We start from the raw sequence: 13,697 nt of genomic DNA, 5'->3' as shown, positions 1-13,697 counted from the left end.
AACAACCCCCTAATTGGTATAGCTTAGAATACACTTCGCGATGTCTTTTACATGATGTATTTCATCTACCTCTTTGGTTTCGATTGCAGCCCTTGGCATCCCGAAAACAACGGATGATTCTTTAGATTCGGCAATCGCAACTGTATCAGGATCAGACTTTAATGCGAGCAGGCCATCTTTACCATCAGAGCCCATTCCTGTCATTATGACTGCTATTTTCTGGTAATTCTTTAAACCTGCAAGACTACTAAACATCTGATCGACGGACGGTCTATGCCCTCTCGTTGGGGGGATTTGTTCATCAAGTTTAATCATGAGGTCTTCTCCAACCTCCGTTATGATCAAATGAAACCCACCTGGTGCAATATAAGCCTTGCCCCTTTCAAGAATGTCTCCTTCTTCAGCTTCCTTTACTTCTAATGCTGATGTTCTGTTCAATCGCTCTGCTAGCGATCTTGTAAAACCAGATGGCATATGCTGGACGACAAGAACTGGTGCGTCAAGACTGTCTGGCAGTTTAGAGAAAACCTCGACCAACGCTCTTGGGCCGCCTGTAGAAGTACCAATCGAAATAATTCTCTTTTTGTTTGCCTTCGGTCTGTTTACTTTAATCGTACTTGTCGGAACATCCCGGTCTTCCTTTTGGCTAATTACATCTCGAATCCTCACCTGACTAGCTAATTTCACTTTTTCAATGAGCTCGGATTGTACTGTATGTAAATCCAGTGATATTTGCCCGGATGGCTTTGAAATAAAGTCAATGGCTCCTTGTTGCATCGCCTCAATCGTTTGAGACGTTCCTGCTCTCGTTACATTGCTAAGCATGATGACGGGCAGTGGATCCTTCTCCATAATCTCCTTCAATGTTTCAAGCCCGTTTTTCAAAGGCATTTCAACATCCAGTGTAATTACATCCGGGGATAACTCTGGAATCTTTTTGAGAGCATCCTCTCCATTACGGGCAGTTCCACACACTTTGATTTCAGGATCACTAGATAACAGGTCAGTGATGACTCTTCTCATCAATGCAGAATCATCTACGACAAGCACGTTTATGAACTTCATCTCATTACCTGCCTTTTTTGAAAATACCTCTTGAACCTTGATAAAAAGCTTTGCCCGTGAGGCTCTAAGTTTACGGTTCTTTCCATTTCATTCAGAAGGAGGGCTGCAATTCCCCTGACAGCTCGTGCAGCTTTACTATTCGGAAAACGGATCAAATAAGGTTTCTGGTCTTTAACTGCTAGAAACACGTTACGATCCTCAGGTATCGCCCCTTTCACTGTAATGGATTTATGTAAAAACTGCTTTGCAGCCATTTTCAGTCTACCGCCTACCTGGTCACCTTCCTGAGCGGACTCGATTCGGTTGACGATGATGGAAACGTCCAGTTCCGGACTAAGATTATGTATGTGCTTCAGCATTGCATAACCGTCTGTAATTGCAGTCGGTTCGGGTGTTACAAGCAGTAGGACTTCGTCTGCTGATACGATGAATTGTAAGCTTTCCTTCGTTGCTCCAGCCCCCATGTCGAACAAAATATAATCATATTCCGATTGTAAAATGCTGACTTGTTCGCAAAAATGATCAAACTGCATTTGCGATATTTCCACTAAACCGTTAAGACCGTTTCCGCCTGCAATATAATGGAGGTTTCCAGGTCCTTTTTCTATTATGTCTGTAATCGGTAGATGGTTCTCGATTAAGTCTGCAATATTGTAACGGGAATTTACGCCCATCAAGATGTCTAGATTAGCCATTCCGATATCAAGGTCAACGACAAGAACCTTTCCTCCATTTTCGGATAATGATAAAGCAAGGTTTAATGAAAAGTTTGATTTCCCAACACCACCTTTTCCACTAACTACTGCATAAACCTTTGCATTCGGATGATCATGATCGGCCTTTAGTTTTCTTCTAAGTGTTTCAGCTTGATCATGCATGATGTCTATCTCCTATCAATAGTGAAACAATTTGTTGTGGAGTTGCTTCCGTAATATCGTCAGGAACGTTTTGCCCTGTTGTGACATATGCGATCCCAAGCCCTGTTTCATGAAGGATGTTTAACAGATCTCCATATGTATCGGTTTCATCTTTTTTTGTAAAAATGAGCTTTTTAATCGGTACACTCGTAAACTGATTCGCAATCTTGATCATATCGCTGTATTTAGAGGTCATTGATAGAACCAAATAGTTTTCCATTTCTGAATCGAATTGAATGATCTGTTTTAAGTCCTGAACATATTGTTTGTTTTTAAAATTCCTGCCGGCAGAGTCGACAAAAATGACATCGTAATCTTTGAATCGTTCTTTTGCCTGTTTAAAATCTTCATTGTTATAAGCGATTTCCAACGGTATATTTAAAATTTCCGCATACGTCTTCAACTGGTCAATCGCTGCAATTCTGTATGTATCAGTAGTAATCAATGCTGCTTTCTTCTTTTTATTCAACACTGCATCAGCTGCAATCTTAGCGATTGTCGTCGTCTTTCCAACACCAGTAGGGCCAATTAAGTTCAAGAACTTTTTCGTATAGTCGAATTCTCCAAACGGTCGGTCAGAAATCAATTTCAACAGACTTTCTTCCAACCACTTTTCTATCAATTGCTCTGCGACGGATTCTGAATCCTCCCGGTACCAGCTTCTTAATAAATGGTCGACTACTGCCGTCCGTAATTCCGGTTGGATTCCCTGTGCTGTTAACGAGTGTGTAAGCTTTTCAATTGATTGCGGTAAATGTGGCCCGACAAATGGGATAGGCTTATCCTTAGCCTTATCTTGGATCCTGAAAAGATTTTTCTCGTTTATTTCATCCACCGGTTCTTGCTCTATCGAACTCTGTTTGGCAGGATTCTTTATTGTCGGCAATGGCTTTTCGGATTGTTCCATTACATTTCCTGTAGATAAGGGGTCCGGATCATAGGCAGCAATTACTTCCAATGCAGGTTTTGTAAAGAACCCAAGGAATCCTCCCGTACGAACTTCTTTAGAATTTAAGATAACCCCATCCTTACCAAAATCCTGCCTGATTCGTTTCATCGCGTCAGGCATTGTCGGTGCGATATATTTTTTTATCTTCATGAAGCATTCACCACCCCGATGCTTTGTACTTCTAGATTTGGTTCAAGTTCGTTGTACGATAATACTACTACATCAGGCAGATACCGTTCGATCAACTGGCGGACATACATCCGAACAGCTGGCGAACATAAGAGCACAGTCATCGGATTGACCTCATTTACTCGTTTAATTTCATGTGTAATCGAATCGAAAATAGCTTGTGAATCATTCGGGTCCATTGATAAATAATTCCCATGCTCCGTTTGTTGAATCGATTCTGCAATTTTCTTTTCAACAATACCTGATAGTGTTATGACCTTCAGGGAAGCCTGATCATCTGCAAACTGCTTTGATATTTGCCTTGATAGTGCCTGGCGAACATATTCGGTCAACAGGTCTGAATCCTTTGTCATTTGTCCATAGTCTGCGAGAGTTTCAAATACGATCGGTAAATTGCGGATCGAAATGTTTTCTTTAAGCAACTTAACTAAAACCTTCTGGATTTCACCAATTGATAATGGATCAGGGGTCACATCCTCTACCAATGCGGTATGAGTTTCTTTCAGATGTTCAACGAGCTGCTTCACCTCTTGCCTTCCAAGAAGTTCATGTGCATGCTTTTTAATGATTTCGGTTAAGTGTGTCGAAACGACTGATGGTGGGTCGACAACGGTATAACCCGATAGTTCTGCCCGTTCCTTCTGTTCCTCGGATATCCATAATGCAGGAAGTCCGAAGGCGGGTTCAACCGTTTCAATCCCTTCAACCTCTTCATCATCCACCCCCGGTGACATTGCAAGGTAATGATCGAGAAGCAGTTCCCCCCTTGTGATTTCGTTCCCTTTCACTTTGATTCGATACTCGTTCGGTTGCAGTTGAATGTTATCGCGAATCCTGACAACCGGTACAACTAGACCAAGCTCTAGAGCAAGCTGCCTTCGAATCATTACGATCCGGTCTAACAAATCTCCTCCCTGGCTTGTATCTGCCAAAGGAATCAGACTGTATCCGAACTCAAACTCGATCGGATCGACTTGTAACAGGTTGACGACACTTTCAGGGCTCTTGAATTCTTCTGTCTGAATCTCTTCTTCCACGTCTTCTTCTGATTCGATCCGTTCGCGTTCAACTTTGCCAAGCTTGAAACCTCCTACGGCCAATAATATTGCAATTGGAAGTGTGTAGAATTGATAAATCGGAGTAAACACACCGAGAAAGAAGATTGCGCCTGCAGCCACATATAACATTTTCGGGAATGCTAGAAGCTGTTTCGCGATGTCTTGGCCAAGGTTTCCATCTGATGCGGCTCTTGTGACGATAATCCCTGTTGCTGTCGAGATGATGAGTGCAGGAATTTGACTGACGAGACCGTCGCCGACCGTCAACAATGTATAGGTGACAGATGATTCAGAAAGTGACAGATCCATTTGCACCATACCGATGATGATTCCGAAAATCATATTAATGATGACAATGATGATACCTGCAATTGCATCTCCTTTAACAAATTTACTTGCACCGTCCATAGCACCGTAAAAATCGGCTTCCTGTTCAATCTTTTGGCGCCGCTCACGTGCTTCCCGATCGGAAATCAAACCGGCATTAAGGTCTGCATCGATACTCATCTGTTTACCAGGCATCGCATCAAGAGTGAAACGTGCAGCAACCTCTGATACCCGTTCAGAACCTTTTGTGATGACAACAAATTGAATAATGACTAAGATGACGAACACGACAAAACCAACAAGCACATTCCCTGCAACAACAAAGGAGCCGAACGTATCAATAACGTTCCCTGCATCCCCTTCGCTCAATATCGACCTGGTCGTAGATACGTTCAGCCCCAAACGAAATAACGTTACGAGCAAAAGCAATGAAGGAAAGATGGAAAATTGCAGTGGTTCATTTGTGTTCATTGCAATTAAAATGATCAACAATGCAAGGGATATATTCGTGATGATCAAGAAGTCCAGCATCCAAGTGGGAAGCGGGATGATTAACATCGTGATGATTAAAATAACACTTATAAGGACGGCGAAATCTCTTGGCTTCATTGCTGAACTCTCCTTTTATTTCACTAAACATGGATGATCTGACTCACATCGTGTGAGCCCTAAACTCGCTTTTTTAATCTGTACACGTACGCAAGCACCTCTGCAACAGCTTTAAACAATGTTTCCGGTACCATATCCCCTATTTCTGCCTGCTCATACAAAGAACGGGCAAGAGGACGGTTTTCCACAGTCGCAATTTCATTATGTTTAGCAATCTCACGGATCTTTAAAGCTACATAATCAAGTCCTTTTGCAACTACAATGGGGGCATCCATTTGCGAATCATCATACTTTAAGGCGATTGCATAATGGGTTGGGTTTGTGATCACTACATCAGCTTTTGGAACCTCCTGCATCATCCGTTGCATCGCCATTTGCCTCTGTTTTTCCTTGATCCGGGATTTAATCAGCGGATCTCCCTCCGATTTCTTGTGCTCATCTTTAATATCCTGTTTACTCATTCGGATGTTTTTCTCAAAATCAAATTTCTGATACATGAAATCGAGAACGGCTAGAAAAATGAGCAATGCAGAAGCTGCAAGACCCATTTGTATCGCTAGCTTTCCAATAATTAACAGAGCCTGTTCCACAGTTGCATAGGAAAGTTGAATGATCTTTTCCCGGTGGATCCAAAGTACAAAAAATGTAACAAGTCCAACCAGGGATATTTTGAGAATTGATTTTAATAGTTCAACGATTGCTCTTAAAGAGTAAATCCGCTTGAATCCCTTTAATGGGTTGATTCTTTCTAATTTCATGAGTAAAGGTTCAGTTGTAAACAAAAAGCCAACCTGAAGGTAATTTGCGGCAACCCCAGCGACCATTGCAACTAACAATATCGGTGCAACAGCCATGACAGCTTCCAACGATAATGCAGACATAACTTGTTGGATATTGTCAATCGTTATCTCATAATGGATGAAATCCTGGAAGCTAACCCGGTATATTTTCAGCATTATGTCAAACATATAAGGGCCGATCATCCATAAAAACAAGAAAATGATTAACAGGATAATAGCTGTATTCACATCGCCTGATTTCGCAACCTGTCCCTTTTTCCGACTTTCCTGCCGTTTCTTCGGGGTTGCTTTTTCAGTTTTTTCTTGTGAAAAATATTGAAGATCAAGCGATAAATATGGCATGATTACGGACCACCTATCAGGTTCATCATTTTTCTCATCGAAGTCAGCATTTCAACATATAGGTCTTGTACTAGCTGAAAAATCATCGGTGTAATAAGCAGGATGATTATAAAGCTGACTCCAATTTTCAAGGGTAAACCTACGATAAATACATTGACCTGCGGAACAGTTCTTGAAATGATTCCGAGCGCCAAATCTACAAGAAACAAACATCCAACAACAGGGATCGCGATTTGAAAAGCGATATAAAACATCCGACTAACCGTTTCAACCACTAACTGCGCCATTCCACCTTGCCCAAATGATAGGCTCCACCCTTCAATCGGTACGAGCTGATAACTTTGAAAGATTCCATTAAGCAGCATATGATGAGCATCAATCGTCAGTAAAAACAACATCGCTAAAATATAAAGATATCGACCGATAAGTGGTGACTGTATTCCTGTTTGCGGGTCAAACACGTTAGCGATTGCAAACCCCATCTGAAGGTCGATAAAGCCTCCCGCCACCTGCAAAGCATAAAGCACAATTGATGCGATAAACCCGATACTCATGCCGACGAGTAGTTCTTTTAAAATATAAAGGATATAATAGCCGTTTAATTCAATCGCCGGAGCGGGTATCATCGCTAAAACAAAAAATGAAAGAATGAGTGATAAGCCCACTTTATGGATTCCAGGAATATTTTTGTATGAAAATATCGGTACAGTTGCAAAAAAGCCTGTTATGCGGACTAATATTAATAAAAAGGCTGGGATACTATTAATAAACTCAACCATTTAATCACAAGCCTATGTATTCGTTCATATTACTAAGAAGCTCATAGGTGAATGTGACCATCTCGGTTAACATCCACGGTCCGAAAAAGATAAGAGAAACGAGTACCGCAACGATTTTTGGTATGAAAGCAAGTGTCTGTTCCTGTATTTGAGTAGTTGCTTGAAATACACTTACCAGCAATCCGACAGCAAGCGCTAGAATCAATAACGGCCCGCTGACTAGTAAAGTAGTATATACGCCCTTTTCTGCAAGTGAGATAACAAATTGCGAATCCATCTGTACACCTTCTTCTCTAGTTCTAGTAACTCTCAAGCAACGAACGTACAATCAAATACCAGCCATCGACCAAAATAAATAATAAAATTTTAAATGGTAATGAGATCATAACTGGCGGAAGCATCATCATTCCCATTGCCATCAAAACACTGGCAACAATCATATCAATAACAAGAAACGGCACAAAAATCATAAAACCCATTTGAAAAGCTGTTTTCAATTCACTGATGGCAAAAGCTGGGACGAGTGTTGTGAGTGGAATGTCCTGTACGGATTCAGGACGCTCCTCCCCCGTGTATTCCATGAACAAGGCAAGATCTTTTTGACGGGTATGCTTGGCCATGAATTCTTTAATCGGTATGCTTGCTCGTTCAAATGCCTCTTCTTGGCCAATTTCTCCTTCCATAAATGGTGTTAACGCTTCGTCATTCACTTCAGAGAGAATAGGACCCATTATGAAAAATGTAAGAAATAGTGCTAAACCGATCAACACTTGATTGGGAGGCATTTGTTGGGTAGCCAAACCTGTTCGGACAAAAGAAAGTACGATGATGATCCGTGTAAATGAGGTCATCAAAATAAGAATTGCAGGCGCCAACGAAAGAACGGTCAGCAGGATTAGCAATCGAACGGTAGTCGCAACACCATCGGGACTACTGTTTAAAATCTCGTTACTTATTCCTGGTAGTTCAATCATTGTTCTGCTCCTTTTTCAATGCTTCATAGATCTCAGTTCGCCCTTTTTTCGCCTCATCTAGTCGCTGTTTTAACGTTTCTTGAAAGCTGTTTCCTGGTTGTTTTGAACTCGACTTCAGGCGTTCCTTTATCCATTCGAACAGACTGGCTCTCATTTGAATCGAACTGCTCCCCGATTCATATTGAGATAATAGTTCCTTCATTTCTTGTTGATCATCAATTTCTTTAATTAACGAAACATCGTCACCTACGCCTACAATCAATACACGGTTCCCAACTTTAACCATTTGGACAGAACGCTGGTTTCCAAGCATTGCACCACCCAGCGTTTGAATTCCCTTCCCTTGTTGAAAAATCTGTGTTCTCTTATGTAAAAGCTTGAGCACAACGATCATCAATCCAACGACAAAAATTAACGCAAAGATAACCTTAACCGTTGTTGTAACGGTTGATGAATTGGATTCGGTTTTTAAGGGAGGCGCTTCGGAATTCGTCCTCGCTGTCTTTGATTGATCTCCATTTTGCTGGACACATGCAGCGACCGAACCGTCACAGTCTGTTCTAGTTGATTGATCTGAGTTTGCTAGTGCCTCTCCTGATCCTCCTATTAAATACAGCATTAGAAGAACAGGTAACAGGCGTTTAACATTCATTAAAAACACCAGCTTATGCTTCCAGCGTTTTCTTGATCGCTTCGAGTACACGGTCAGCTTGGAAAGGCTTGACGATAAAATCCTTCGCTCCTGCTTGAATCGCATCGATTACCATAGCTTGCTGTCCCATCGCAGAACACATGATTACTTTCGCATCCGCATTCGTTGCACGGATTTCTTTCAATGCAGTGATCCCGTCCATTTCTGGCATCGTAATATCCATTGTAACGAGGTCTGGTTTATGTTCCATATACATTTCTACTGCCTGAGCACCATCACTAGCCTCTCCAACAACTTCAAAATCATTTTTCGTTAGAATATCCTTGATCATCATTCTCATAAATGCTGCGTCATCCACAATTAAAATTCGGTATGCCATTTTCTTGTTCCCCCTTGGTTTATTGCAACTTTTCTATGCGGTCTTTTTGACTGATAATTTCTGTTACTCTGACACCAAAATTCTCATCTATTACGACAACCTCACCCTTGGCGATCAACTTTTGATTAACAAGTATATCGACAGGTTCACCTGCAAGCTTGTCAAGCTCGATGATCGATCCTTGTGACATCTCAAGAATGTCTTTGACAGACCTTTTTGTTCGTCCAAGCTCAACGGTTACTTGTAATGGGATATCGAGAAGCATGTCCAGGTTTCGTCGATCAACAGCAACCGATTCAGTATTTGAGAAATCTGAAAATGCTGCCGGATGAACGTTAGCATCTCTCCGGTTTGAAAATGAAGGGACTGCCTCCTGCGCATTTCTTTCATTTGCTGGATTAGATGATGCCTCCGCCGTACGATGTGATGTAGGGCTTTGATCAATTGTTGTTTGTTCAACTGGTTGCGGATCAGATGGTTTTTCATCCCCTCCTGGATTCATCAATTCTTCAACGAGCTCTTTCCCAAATTGAACCGGGATAAGCTGCATCAGGTTTGAATCAATCAAATTTCCTACCTTTAGATTGAAGGATACTTTTACGAGCATCTCTTCATCCGGAATGTGTTCGGTTCCTTTATTTGCCTCAACATGCATCATATCGATGGCAGGTGGTGAAATGTCAACACGTTTATTGAATACAGTCGACATCGAGGTGGAAGCCGATCCCATCATCTGGTTCATCGCCTCTTGGACAGCGCTTAAGTGTAGTTCTCCGAGTTCGCCATTCGGATTCGTTCCATCACCGCCAAGCATTAGGTCGGCAATGATCTGTGCATCAGATGTTTTGATAACTAGCAGGTTTGACCCGTTAAAACCTTCTGTGTATTTTACTAATACTGCAACGTGAGGCACTGGGAATTCATCAGAAAGTTTATCCCGTTCGACAACCGTTACATCTGGTGTTGTAATTTCAACCTTTTGATTCAACAGTGTTGAAAGTGCAGTGGCGGCACTGCCAAATGAGATATTCCCTACTTCACCGATCGCATCGCGTTCTATGCCTGTGAGCAGTTCATCAACAGATTGCTCACTCGAGTCATCGTTTCCACCGTTTAAAAGTGCATCAATCTCTTCTTGGGAGAGCATATCGTCACTCATCTCCATCATCCTCCTTCATAAAATCGTTGAGAACCTGTACTGCCATCCGATTTCTGACCTTACCAGGTTGACCTTGGAACTTTTGTTTGCCTTGAACACTGATCACCAGCGGATCTGTAATCTTTTGATCGAGCTCGATCACATCATGAGTTGCTATTGATAAAAATTCCTGAATCGAAATTTGGCATCGACCAAGTTCAGTTGTAATCGGTAATTGGGCAGCTTTAACCCTTTTTTCTATTTTTTGAATTTCTTCTGGTAATCTTGTTTTTTGTTTCTTTTGCATCCAATGATGTACGGAAAGCTTTGGAATGATCGGCTCAAGGACGACATGGGGCAAGCAAATATTAATCATTCCGCTCGTCTCCCCAACTGTTGTCGTCAGTGAAATCACGACAACCGTTTCGTTCGGAGATACCATTTGCAAGAATTGTGGATTTACTTCAAAATCAACCATTTCCGGTTCAACCTCAACAATTGTATTCCATGCTTCCCCAAAGCTTTCAATTGCTCGGTCAAATAACTGATTCATAATCCGAGTCTCGATTTCAGTTAAACTATCGACTTTGTTCATTCCGGTTCCTTGTCCACCTAGTACCCTGTCTAGCATTGCGTAAGCAATGTTCGGATTCACTTCAACAAGCATTCTTCCTTCAAGAGGCGGTGCTTCGAACAAGTTTAAGATAGTCATTTTCGGTACCGATCGAATGAACTCCTCATAGGGAAGCTGATCGACAGAAGCAACCGCTATTTGAACATATGTACGTAATTGAGCCGAAAAGTAAGTAGTCAAAAGCCTGGCAAAATTTTCATGAATTCGGGTTAAACTTCTTACTTGATCTTTTGAAAACCTTAATGCTCTTTTAAAATCATAAACCTTAACCTTTTTTTCAATTTCTTCTTTTCGAAGTTCTTCAGCATCCATTTCACCCGTAGAAATCGCGGACAATAAAGCATCGATTTCGTTTTGTGAGAGTACATCGGCCAAGAGCCACACCTCATTTCTGCATCAATTTCTTGTCGTCATTGTACAATTCCTTATTGTACGATTTTCTGTGTCGTGTAGACTCTTACAACCTCACCGTGTTCAAGATAATCATTGATTGTTTTTTTGAGCTCTGATTCAAGAGTCTGAATACCATCAGGACCTTGTAATTCTGCTGCCTTCGTACCTGATAACTCATAAATGATACTGTTCTGAACCTGGAACATTCTCGTTTCTAATTCCTTTTTCGCTTCTGATGAGTCTACTTGGATACGAAATTGCACTTTGGCAAACCCTTTGTCCGCCAGATTGGTCGTAATCTCCTCAGTATCGATGGACAGGTCGATCAATTCCGATGCTGAGAGTTGACTTTCAGCTGCCTCAGTTTTATCGGAGGCAAGGTTGAAGTACAGGATCACACCGACAACGGCAACTACGGATATTGCGGCAATCATGACAAGCATGGTAGTGACCAGTTTTTTATTCATCGCTCCTCCTCCTTATGTAATGGTGAACCTAAAATTGAGATACTTTCGTAAAAAGCGTTTACAGCTTTTCTTACTTCTTGTTCTTGTTCTTTCACTACAAATTTTCTGCCATTCGTTAATGTAATTGTCGTATCCGGAAATGCTTGTACTTGCTCGATATAAATAGCATTCAGTGTGAACGTTTGGCCGTTCAATTTTGTAAGTTCAATCATGATTACTCAGGGGTGGGGAGACGATACCTCTACAAATGACCTAATCTCCCGCTATATCCCCCTATTCACCCCGCTTATCTCTTTAGATTGACGAGCTCCTGGAGGATTTCATCTGAGGTCGTAATGATTCTTGTATTTGCCTGGAAGCCACGCTGTGCAACAATCATTTCAGTAAATGCTGCAGAAAGGTCCACATTAGACATCTCTAGAGCACCTGCTACAACTTCACCTGCACCAGCTTGACCTGCAGTTGTTAACACAGCAATACCAGAGTTTGTCGTTTCCTCATAAAGATTGCTTCCTGCCTTTTGTAACCCACCGTTATTTGCAAATTTAGCAAGTTGGATCATTCCTGCTGTTTGTAGTGTACCAGCATTATCAACATAACTAACCGATCCATCTGCCCCTATACTAAAGCTCTGTGCGTCCGTTGGAATCACTATTTCATCCGGAGCACCATTCCCATCACTATCAGTCCCCATTACTTTTAGTCCAGCTGAGTTTACAAGTGTCCCATCCTGGTCTAAGTAAAAGTTTCCAGCTCTGGTGTAGAAGTCATTGGTTCCATCGCTGACAACGAAGAATCCATCTCCAGAAATCGCTAGATCAAGGGGACGAGCTGTTGTTTGCAGACTTCCTTGTGTGTGTATGGTATCAATTGATGCAAGCTGGGAGCCTAAGCCAACCTGTTTTGGGTTGATTCCTCCTCTACCATTTGCTGGAGCGCTAGCGCCCGCGATTTGTTGAGAAACAAGGTCCTGGAAAGTCGTTCTTCCCTTTTTGAATCCGTACGTATTTACGTTGGCAATATTGTTTCCGATTACATCGAGCTTCGTTTGGAAGTTTTTCATTCCGCTAATTCCTGAGTACATCGAACGTAACATGTTACATTCCCCTTTCAAATCGAATTATGGTTTGCTGCCTCTGTCAGTCAGCAGCATTCGAGCTTCCTTTCGGTCCGGCTCTAATTAATTAAAATTGCTCCCGTGATGTTAGTGAAAATGTGATCCGCGGCTTCATTTCGGTTCATTGCAGTAATGACCGTTTTACTTTGCGTGTTCACAACGAGTGCAGCTTCATCAACGAGTACGAGTGAATCTTTTATTCCTTTTTCCTTCGCTTCACTTACTTTATTACTGATTCGATCCCACGTAGTTTGGTTGATTTCGATGTTTCGCTCTATTAATCTAGCTTGTGCATGTTTTGATAGTTTCAGCTCTAGTAATTGATCTTGGAGCACGTTTTTAAAATGATCTTTCGTCTGTCTCGCAATGCGTTCGTTCGATCTCGAACTCGGAGGTATCGTTGACGTGATGGGCGGCTGATATATGCGTTGCATCGCATCACCTCTTTCTAAATTCTTTTATGCAGAAAGCGTAATTATTTCGTTTGGCTTTACCTTAGTTCCGTCTGTCAGTTCAATTGTTGTCTCGCCATTTTCAAAATGGATCTTCGTTACAGTACCAGTCTCTGTAGTTTCCTTCGTCGTACCATCGTCATTTTCTACCGAGTGAGTGTAAGTAACTTCTTTATTGATCAGCTCACTATATTGAAGGAGTTGTCCGTTATTTTGATGTGCAACCCAGCTTGTCAATGTTTCATTCATATTGTACATTTGCTCAAGCGAGGAAAATGAGGCCATTTGTGCAATGAATTCCTTATCTTCCATAGGCTTTAACGGATCTTGATTTGAAAGTTGAGCAATTAATAGTTTTAAAAAGTCATCTTTTCCAAGGCTTGTATTTCCTGTTTGTTTAACCGGCTTTGAATCTGGTAAAAACAAACTTTGGTCAATCTTTGTATCCATCGCAGA

General features: G+C 41.6%; 17 protein-coding genes. All 17 read right to left on the bottom strand.

Translation table 11 applies throughout. From position 1 onward, the window contains the following. Nucleotides 1-9 precede the first annotated feature (9 nt). Nucleotides 10-1,065 carry a protein-glutamate methylesterase/protein-glutamine glutaminase gene (locus tag MOJ78_RS09945; RefSeq protein ID WP_304981026.1) on the bottom strand — a complete coding sequence of 352 codons (1,056 nt, stop codon included), beginning with the start codon at nt 1,063-1,065 and terminating at the stop codon, nt 10-12. Further along, entirely contained in the window at nt 1,062-1,943 is an 882-nt protein-coding gene (locus MOJ78_RS09940; protein WP_304981025.1) for a MinD/ParA family protein, read from the bottom strand. Before MOJ78_RS09940 ends, MOJ78_RS09945 begins: the two co-directional genes overlap by 4 nt. Beyond that, nucleotides 1,936-3,081 (bottom strand): flagellar biosynthesis GTPase FlhF, encoded by a 1,146-nt coding sequence (gene flhF / locus MOJ78_RS09935; protein ID WP_304981024.1) that lies wholly within the window; start codon nt 3,079-3,081, stop codon nt 1,936-1,938. The genes MOJ78_RS09940 and flhF overlap by 8 nt, the downstream gene beginning before the upstream one ends. After that, nucleotides 3,078-5,114, bottom strand: a complete 2,037-nt coding sequence (gene flhA / locus MOJ78_RS09930; protein WP_304981023.1) for a flagellar biosynthesis protein FlhA — start codon at nt 5,112-5,114, stop codon at nt 3,078-3,080. The genes flhF and flhA overlap by 4 nt, the downstream gene beginning before the upstream one ends. Before the next feature lie 59 nt (nt 5,115-5,173). After that, entirely contained in the window at nt 5,174-6,256 is a 1,083-nt protein-coding gene (gene flhB / locus MOJ78_RS09925) for a flagellar biosynthesis protein FlhB (protein WP_304981022.1), read from the bottom strand. A 2-nt stretch (nt 6,257-6,258) separates the two neighbouring features. Beyond that, complete coding sequence (fliR, locus tag MOJ78_RS09920) at nt 6,259-7,035, bottom strand: flagellar biosynthetic protein FliR (protein ID WP_304981021.1); 777 nt, start codon at nt 7,033-7,035, stop codon at nt 6,259-6,261. 4 nt (nt 7,036-7,039) lie between these two features. Next, on the bottom strand, nt 7,040-7,312 hold the full coding sequence (gene fliQ / locus MOJ78_RS09915) for a flagellar biosynthesis protein FliQ (protein WP_304981020.1): 273 nt from the start codon (nt 7,310-7,312) through the stop codon (nt 7,040-7,042). A 22-nt stretch (nt 7,313-7,334) separates the two neighbouring features. Further along, nucleotides 7,335-8,009, bottom strand: coding sequence for a flagellar type III secretion system pore protein FliP (fliP, locus tag MOJ78_RS09910; protein ID WP_304981019.1), 675 nt, complete (start codon nt 8,007-8,009; stop codon nt 7,335-7,337). Further along, nucleotides 8,002-8,661, bottom strand: coding sequence for a flagellar biosynthetic protein FliO (locus MOJ78_RS09905; RefSeq protein ID WP_304981018.1), 660 nt, complete (start codon nt 8,659-8,661; stop codon nt 8,002-8,004). The genes fliP and MOJ78_RS09905 overlap by 8 nt, the downstream gene beginning before the upstream one ends. 13 nt (nt 8,662-8,674) lie before the next feature. Next, nucleotides 8,675-9,040 carry a response regulator gene (locus MOJ78_RS09900; protein WP_304981017.1) on the bottom strand — a complete coding sequence of 122 codons (366 nt, stop codon included), beginning with the start codon at nt 9,038-9,040 and terminating at the stop codon, nt 8,675-8,677. Between the two features lie 19 nt (nt 9,041-9,059). Next, the gene (gene fliY, locus MOJ78_RS09895; protein WP_304981016.1) at nt 9,060-10,199 is read right to left on the bottom strand and encodes a flagellar motor switch phosphatase FliY; all 1,140 of its coding nucleotides are present in this window, start codon (nt 10,197-10,199) and stop codon (nt 9,060-9,062) included. Continuing rightward, on the bottom strand, nt 10,192-11,187 hold the full coding sequence (fliM, locus tag MOJ78_RS09890; protein WP_304981015.1) for a flagellar motor switch protein FliM: 996 nt from the start codon (nt 11,185-11,187) through the stop codon (nt 10,192-10,194). Before fliM ends, fliY begins: the two co-directional genes overlap by 8 nt. A 50-nt stretch (nt 11,188-11,237) precedes the next feature. Beyond that, nucleotides 11,238-11,672, bottom strand: a complete 435-nt coding sequence (gene fliL, locus MOJ78_RS09885) for a flagellar basal body-associated protein FliL (protein WP_304981014.1) — start codon at nt 11,670-11,672, stop codon at nt 11,238-11,240. After that, a complete protein-coding gene (locus MOJ78_RS09880) occupies nt 11,669-11,884 on the bottom strand; it encodes a flagellar FlbD family protein (RefSeq protein WP_304981013.1) in 216 nt (71 codons plus the stop codon). The genes fliL and MOJ78_RS09880 overlap by 4 nt, the downstream gene beginning before the upstream one ends. 74 nt (nt 11,885-11,958) lie before the next feature. Beyond that, the gene (gene flgG / locus MOJ78_RS09875) at nt 11,959-12,768 is read right to left on the bottom strand and encodes a flagellar basal body rod protein FlgG (protein ID WP_304981012.1); all 810 of its coding nucleotides are present in this window, start codon (nt 12,766-12,768) and stop codon (nt 11,959-11,961) included. Between the two features lie 80 nt (nt 12,769-12,848). After that, nucleotides 12,849-13,223 carry a TIGR02530 family flagellar biosynthesis protein gene (locus MOJ78_RS09870; RefSeq protein ID WP_304981011.1) on the bottom strand — a complete coding sequence of 125 codons (375 nt, stop codon included), beginning with the start codon at nt 13,221-13,223 and terminating at the stop codon, nt 12,849-12,851. Between the two features lie 24 nt (nt 13,224-13,247). Beyond that, entirely contained in the window at nt 13,248-13,691 is a 444-nt protein-coding gene (gene flgD, locus MOJ78_RS09865; protein WP_304981010.1) for a flagellar hook assembly protein FlgD, read from the bottom strand. Nucleotides 13,692-13,697 lie beyond the last annotated feature (6 nt).

The sequence above is a fragment of the Alkalihalobacillus sp. AL-G genome (assembly GCF_030643805.1).
Lineage (GTDB): Bacteria > Bacillota > Bacilli > Bacillales > Fictibacillaceae > Pseudalkalibacillus.
This window is presented reverse-complemented; position numbering and strand designations above follow the sequence as displayed.

Excerpts from the sequence above, each read along its gene's own strand:
- MOJ78_RS09945 (WP_304981026.1), bottom strand. The coding sequence starts at position 1,065 with ATGAAGTTCATAAACGTGCTTGTCGTAGATGATTCTGCATTGATGAGA.
- MOJ78_RS09940 (WP_304981025.1), bottom strand. The coding sequence starts at position 1,943 with ATGCATGATCAAGCTGAAACACTTAGAAGAAAACTAAAGGCCGATCAT.
- flhF (WP_304981024.1), bottom strand. The coding sequence starts at position 3,081 with ATGAAGATAAAAAAATATATCGCACCGACAATGCCTGACGCGATGAAA.
- flhA (WP_304981023.1), bottom strand. The coding sequence starts at position 5,114 with ATGAAGCCAAGAGATTTCGCCGTCCTTATAAGTGTTATTTTAATCATC.
- flhB (WP_304981022.1), bottom strand. The coding sequence starts at position 6,256 with ATGCCATATTTATCGCTTGATCTTCAATATTTTTCACAAGAAAAAACT.
- fliR (WP_304981021.1), bottom strand. The coding sequence starts at position 7,035 with ATGGTTGAGTTTATTAATAGTATCCCAGCCTTTTTATTAATATTAGTC.
- fliQ (WP_304981020.1), bottom strand. The coding sequence starts at position 7,312 with ATGGATTCGCAATTTGTTATCTCACTTGCAGAAAAGGGCGTATATACT.
- fliP (WP_304981019.1), bottom strand. The coding sequence starts at position 8,009 with ATGATTGAACTACCAGGAATAAGTAACGAGATTTTAAACAGTAGTCCC.
- MOJ78_RS09905 (WP_304981018.1), bottom strand. The coding sequence starts at position 8,661 with ATGAATGTTAAACGCCTGTTACCTGTTCTTCTAATGCTGTATTTAATA.
- MOJ78_RS09900 (WP_304981017.1), bottom strand. The coding sequence starts at position 9,040 with ATGGCATACCGAATTTTAATTGTGGATGACGCAGCATTTATGAGAATG.
- fliY (WP_304981016.1), bottom strand. The coding sequence starts at position 10,199 with ATGAGTGACGATATGCTCTCCCAAGAAGAGATTGATGCACTTTTAAAC.
- fliL (WP_304981014.1), bottom strand. The coding sequence starts at position 11,672 with ATGAATAAAAAACTGGTCACTACCATGCTTGTCATGATTGCCGCAATA.
- MOJ78_RS09880 (WP_304981013.1), bottom strand. The coding sequence starts at position 11,884 with ATGATTGAACTTACAAAATTGAACGGCCAAACGTTCACACTGAATGCT.
- flgG (WP_304981012.1), bottom strand. The coding sequence starts at position 12,768 with ATGTTACGTTCGATGTACTCAGGAATTAGCGGAATGAAAAACTTCCAA.
- MOJ78_RS09870 (WP_304981011.1), bottom strand. The coding sequence starts at position 13,223 with ATGCAACGCATATATCAGCCGCCCATCACGTCAACGATACCTCCGAGT.
- flgD (WP_304981010.1), bottom strand. The coding sequence starts at position 13,691 with ATGGATACAAAGATTGACCAAAGTTTGTTTTTACCAGATTCAAAGCCG.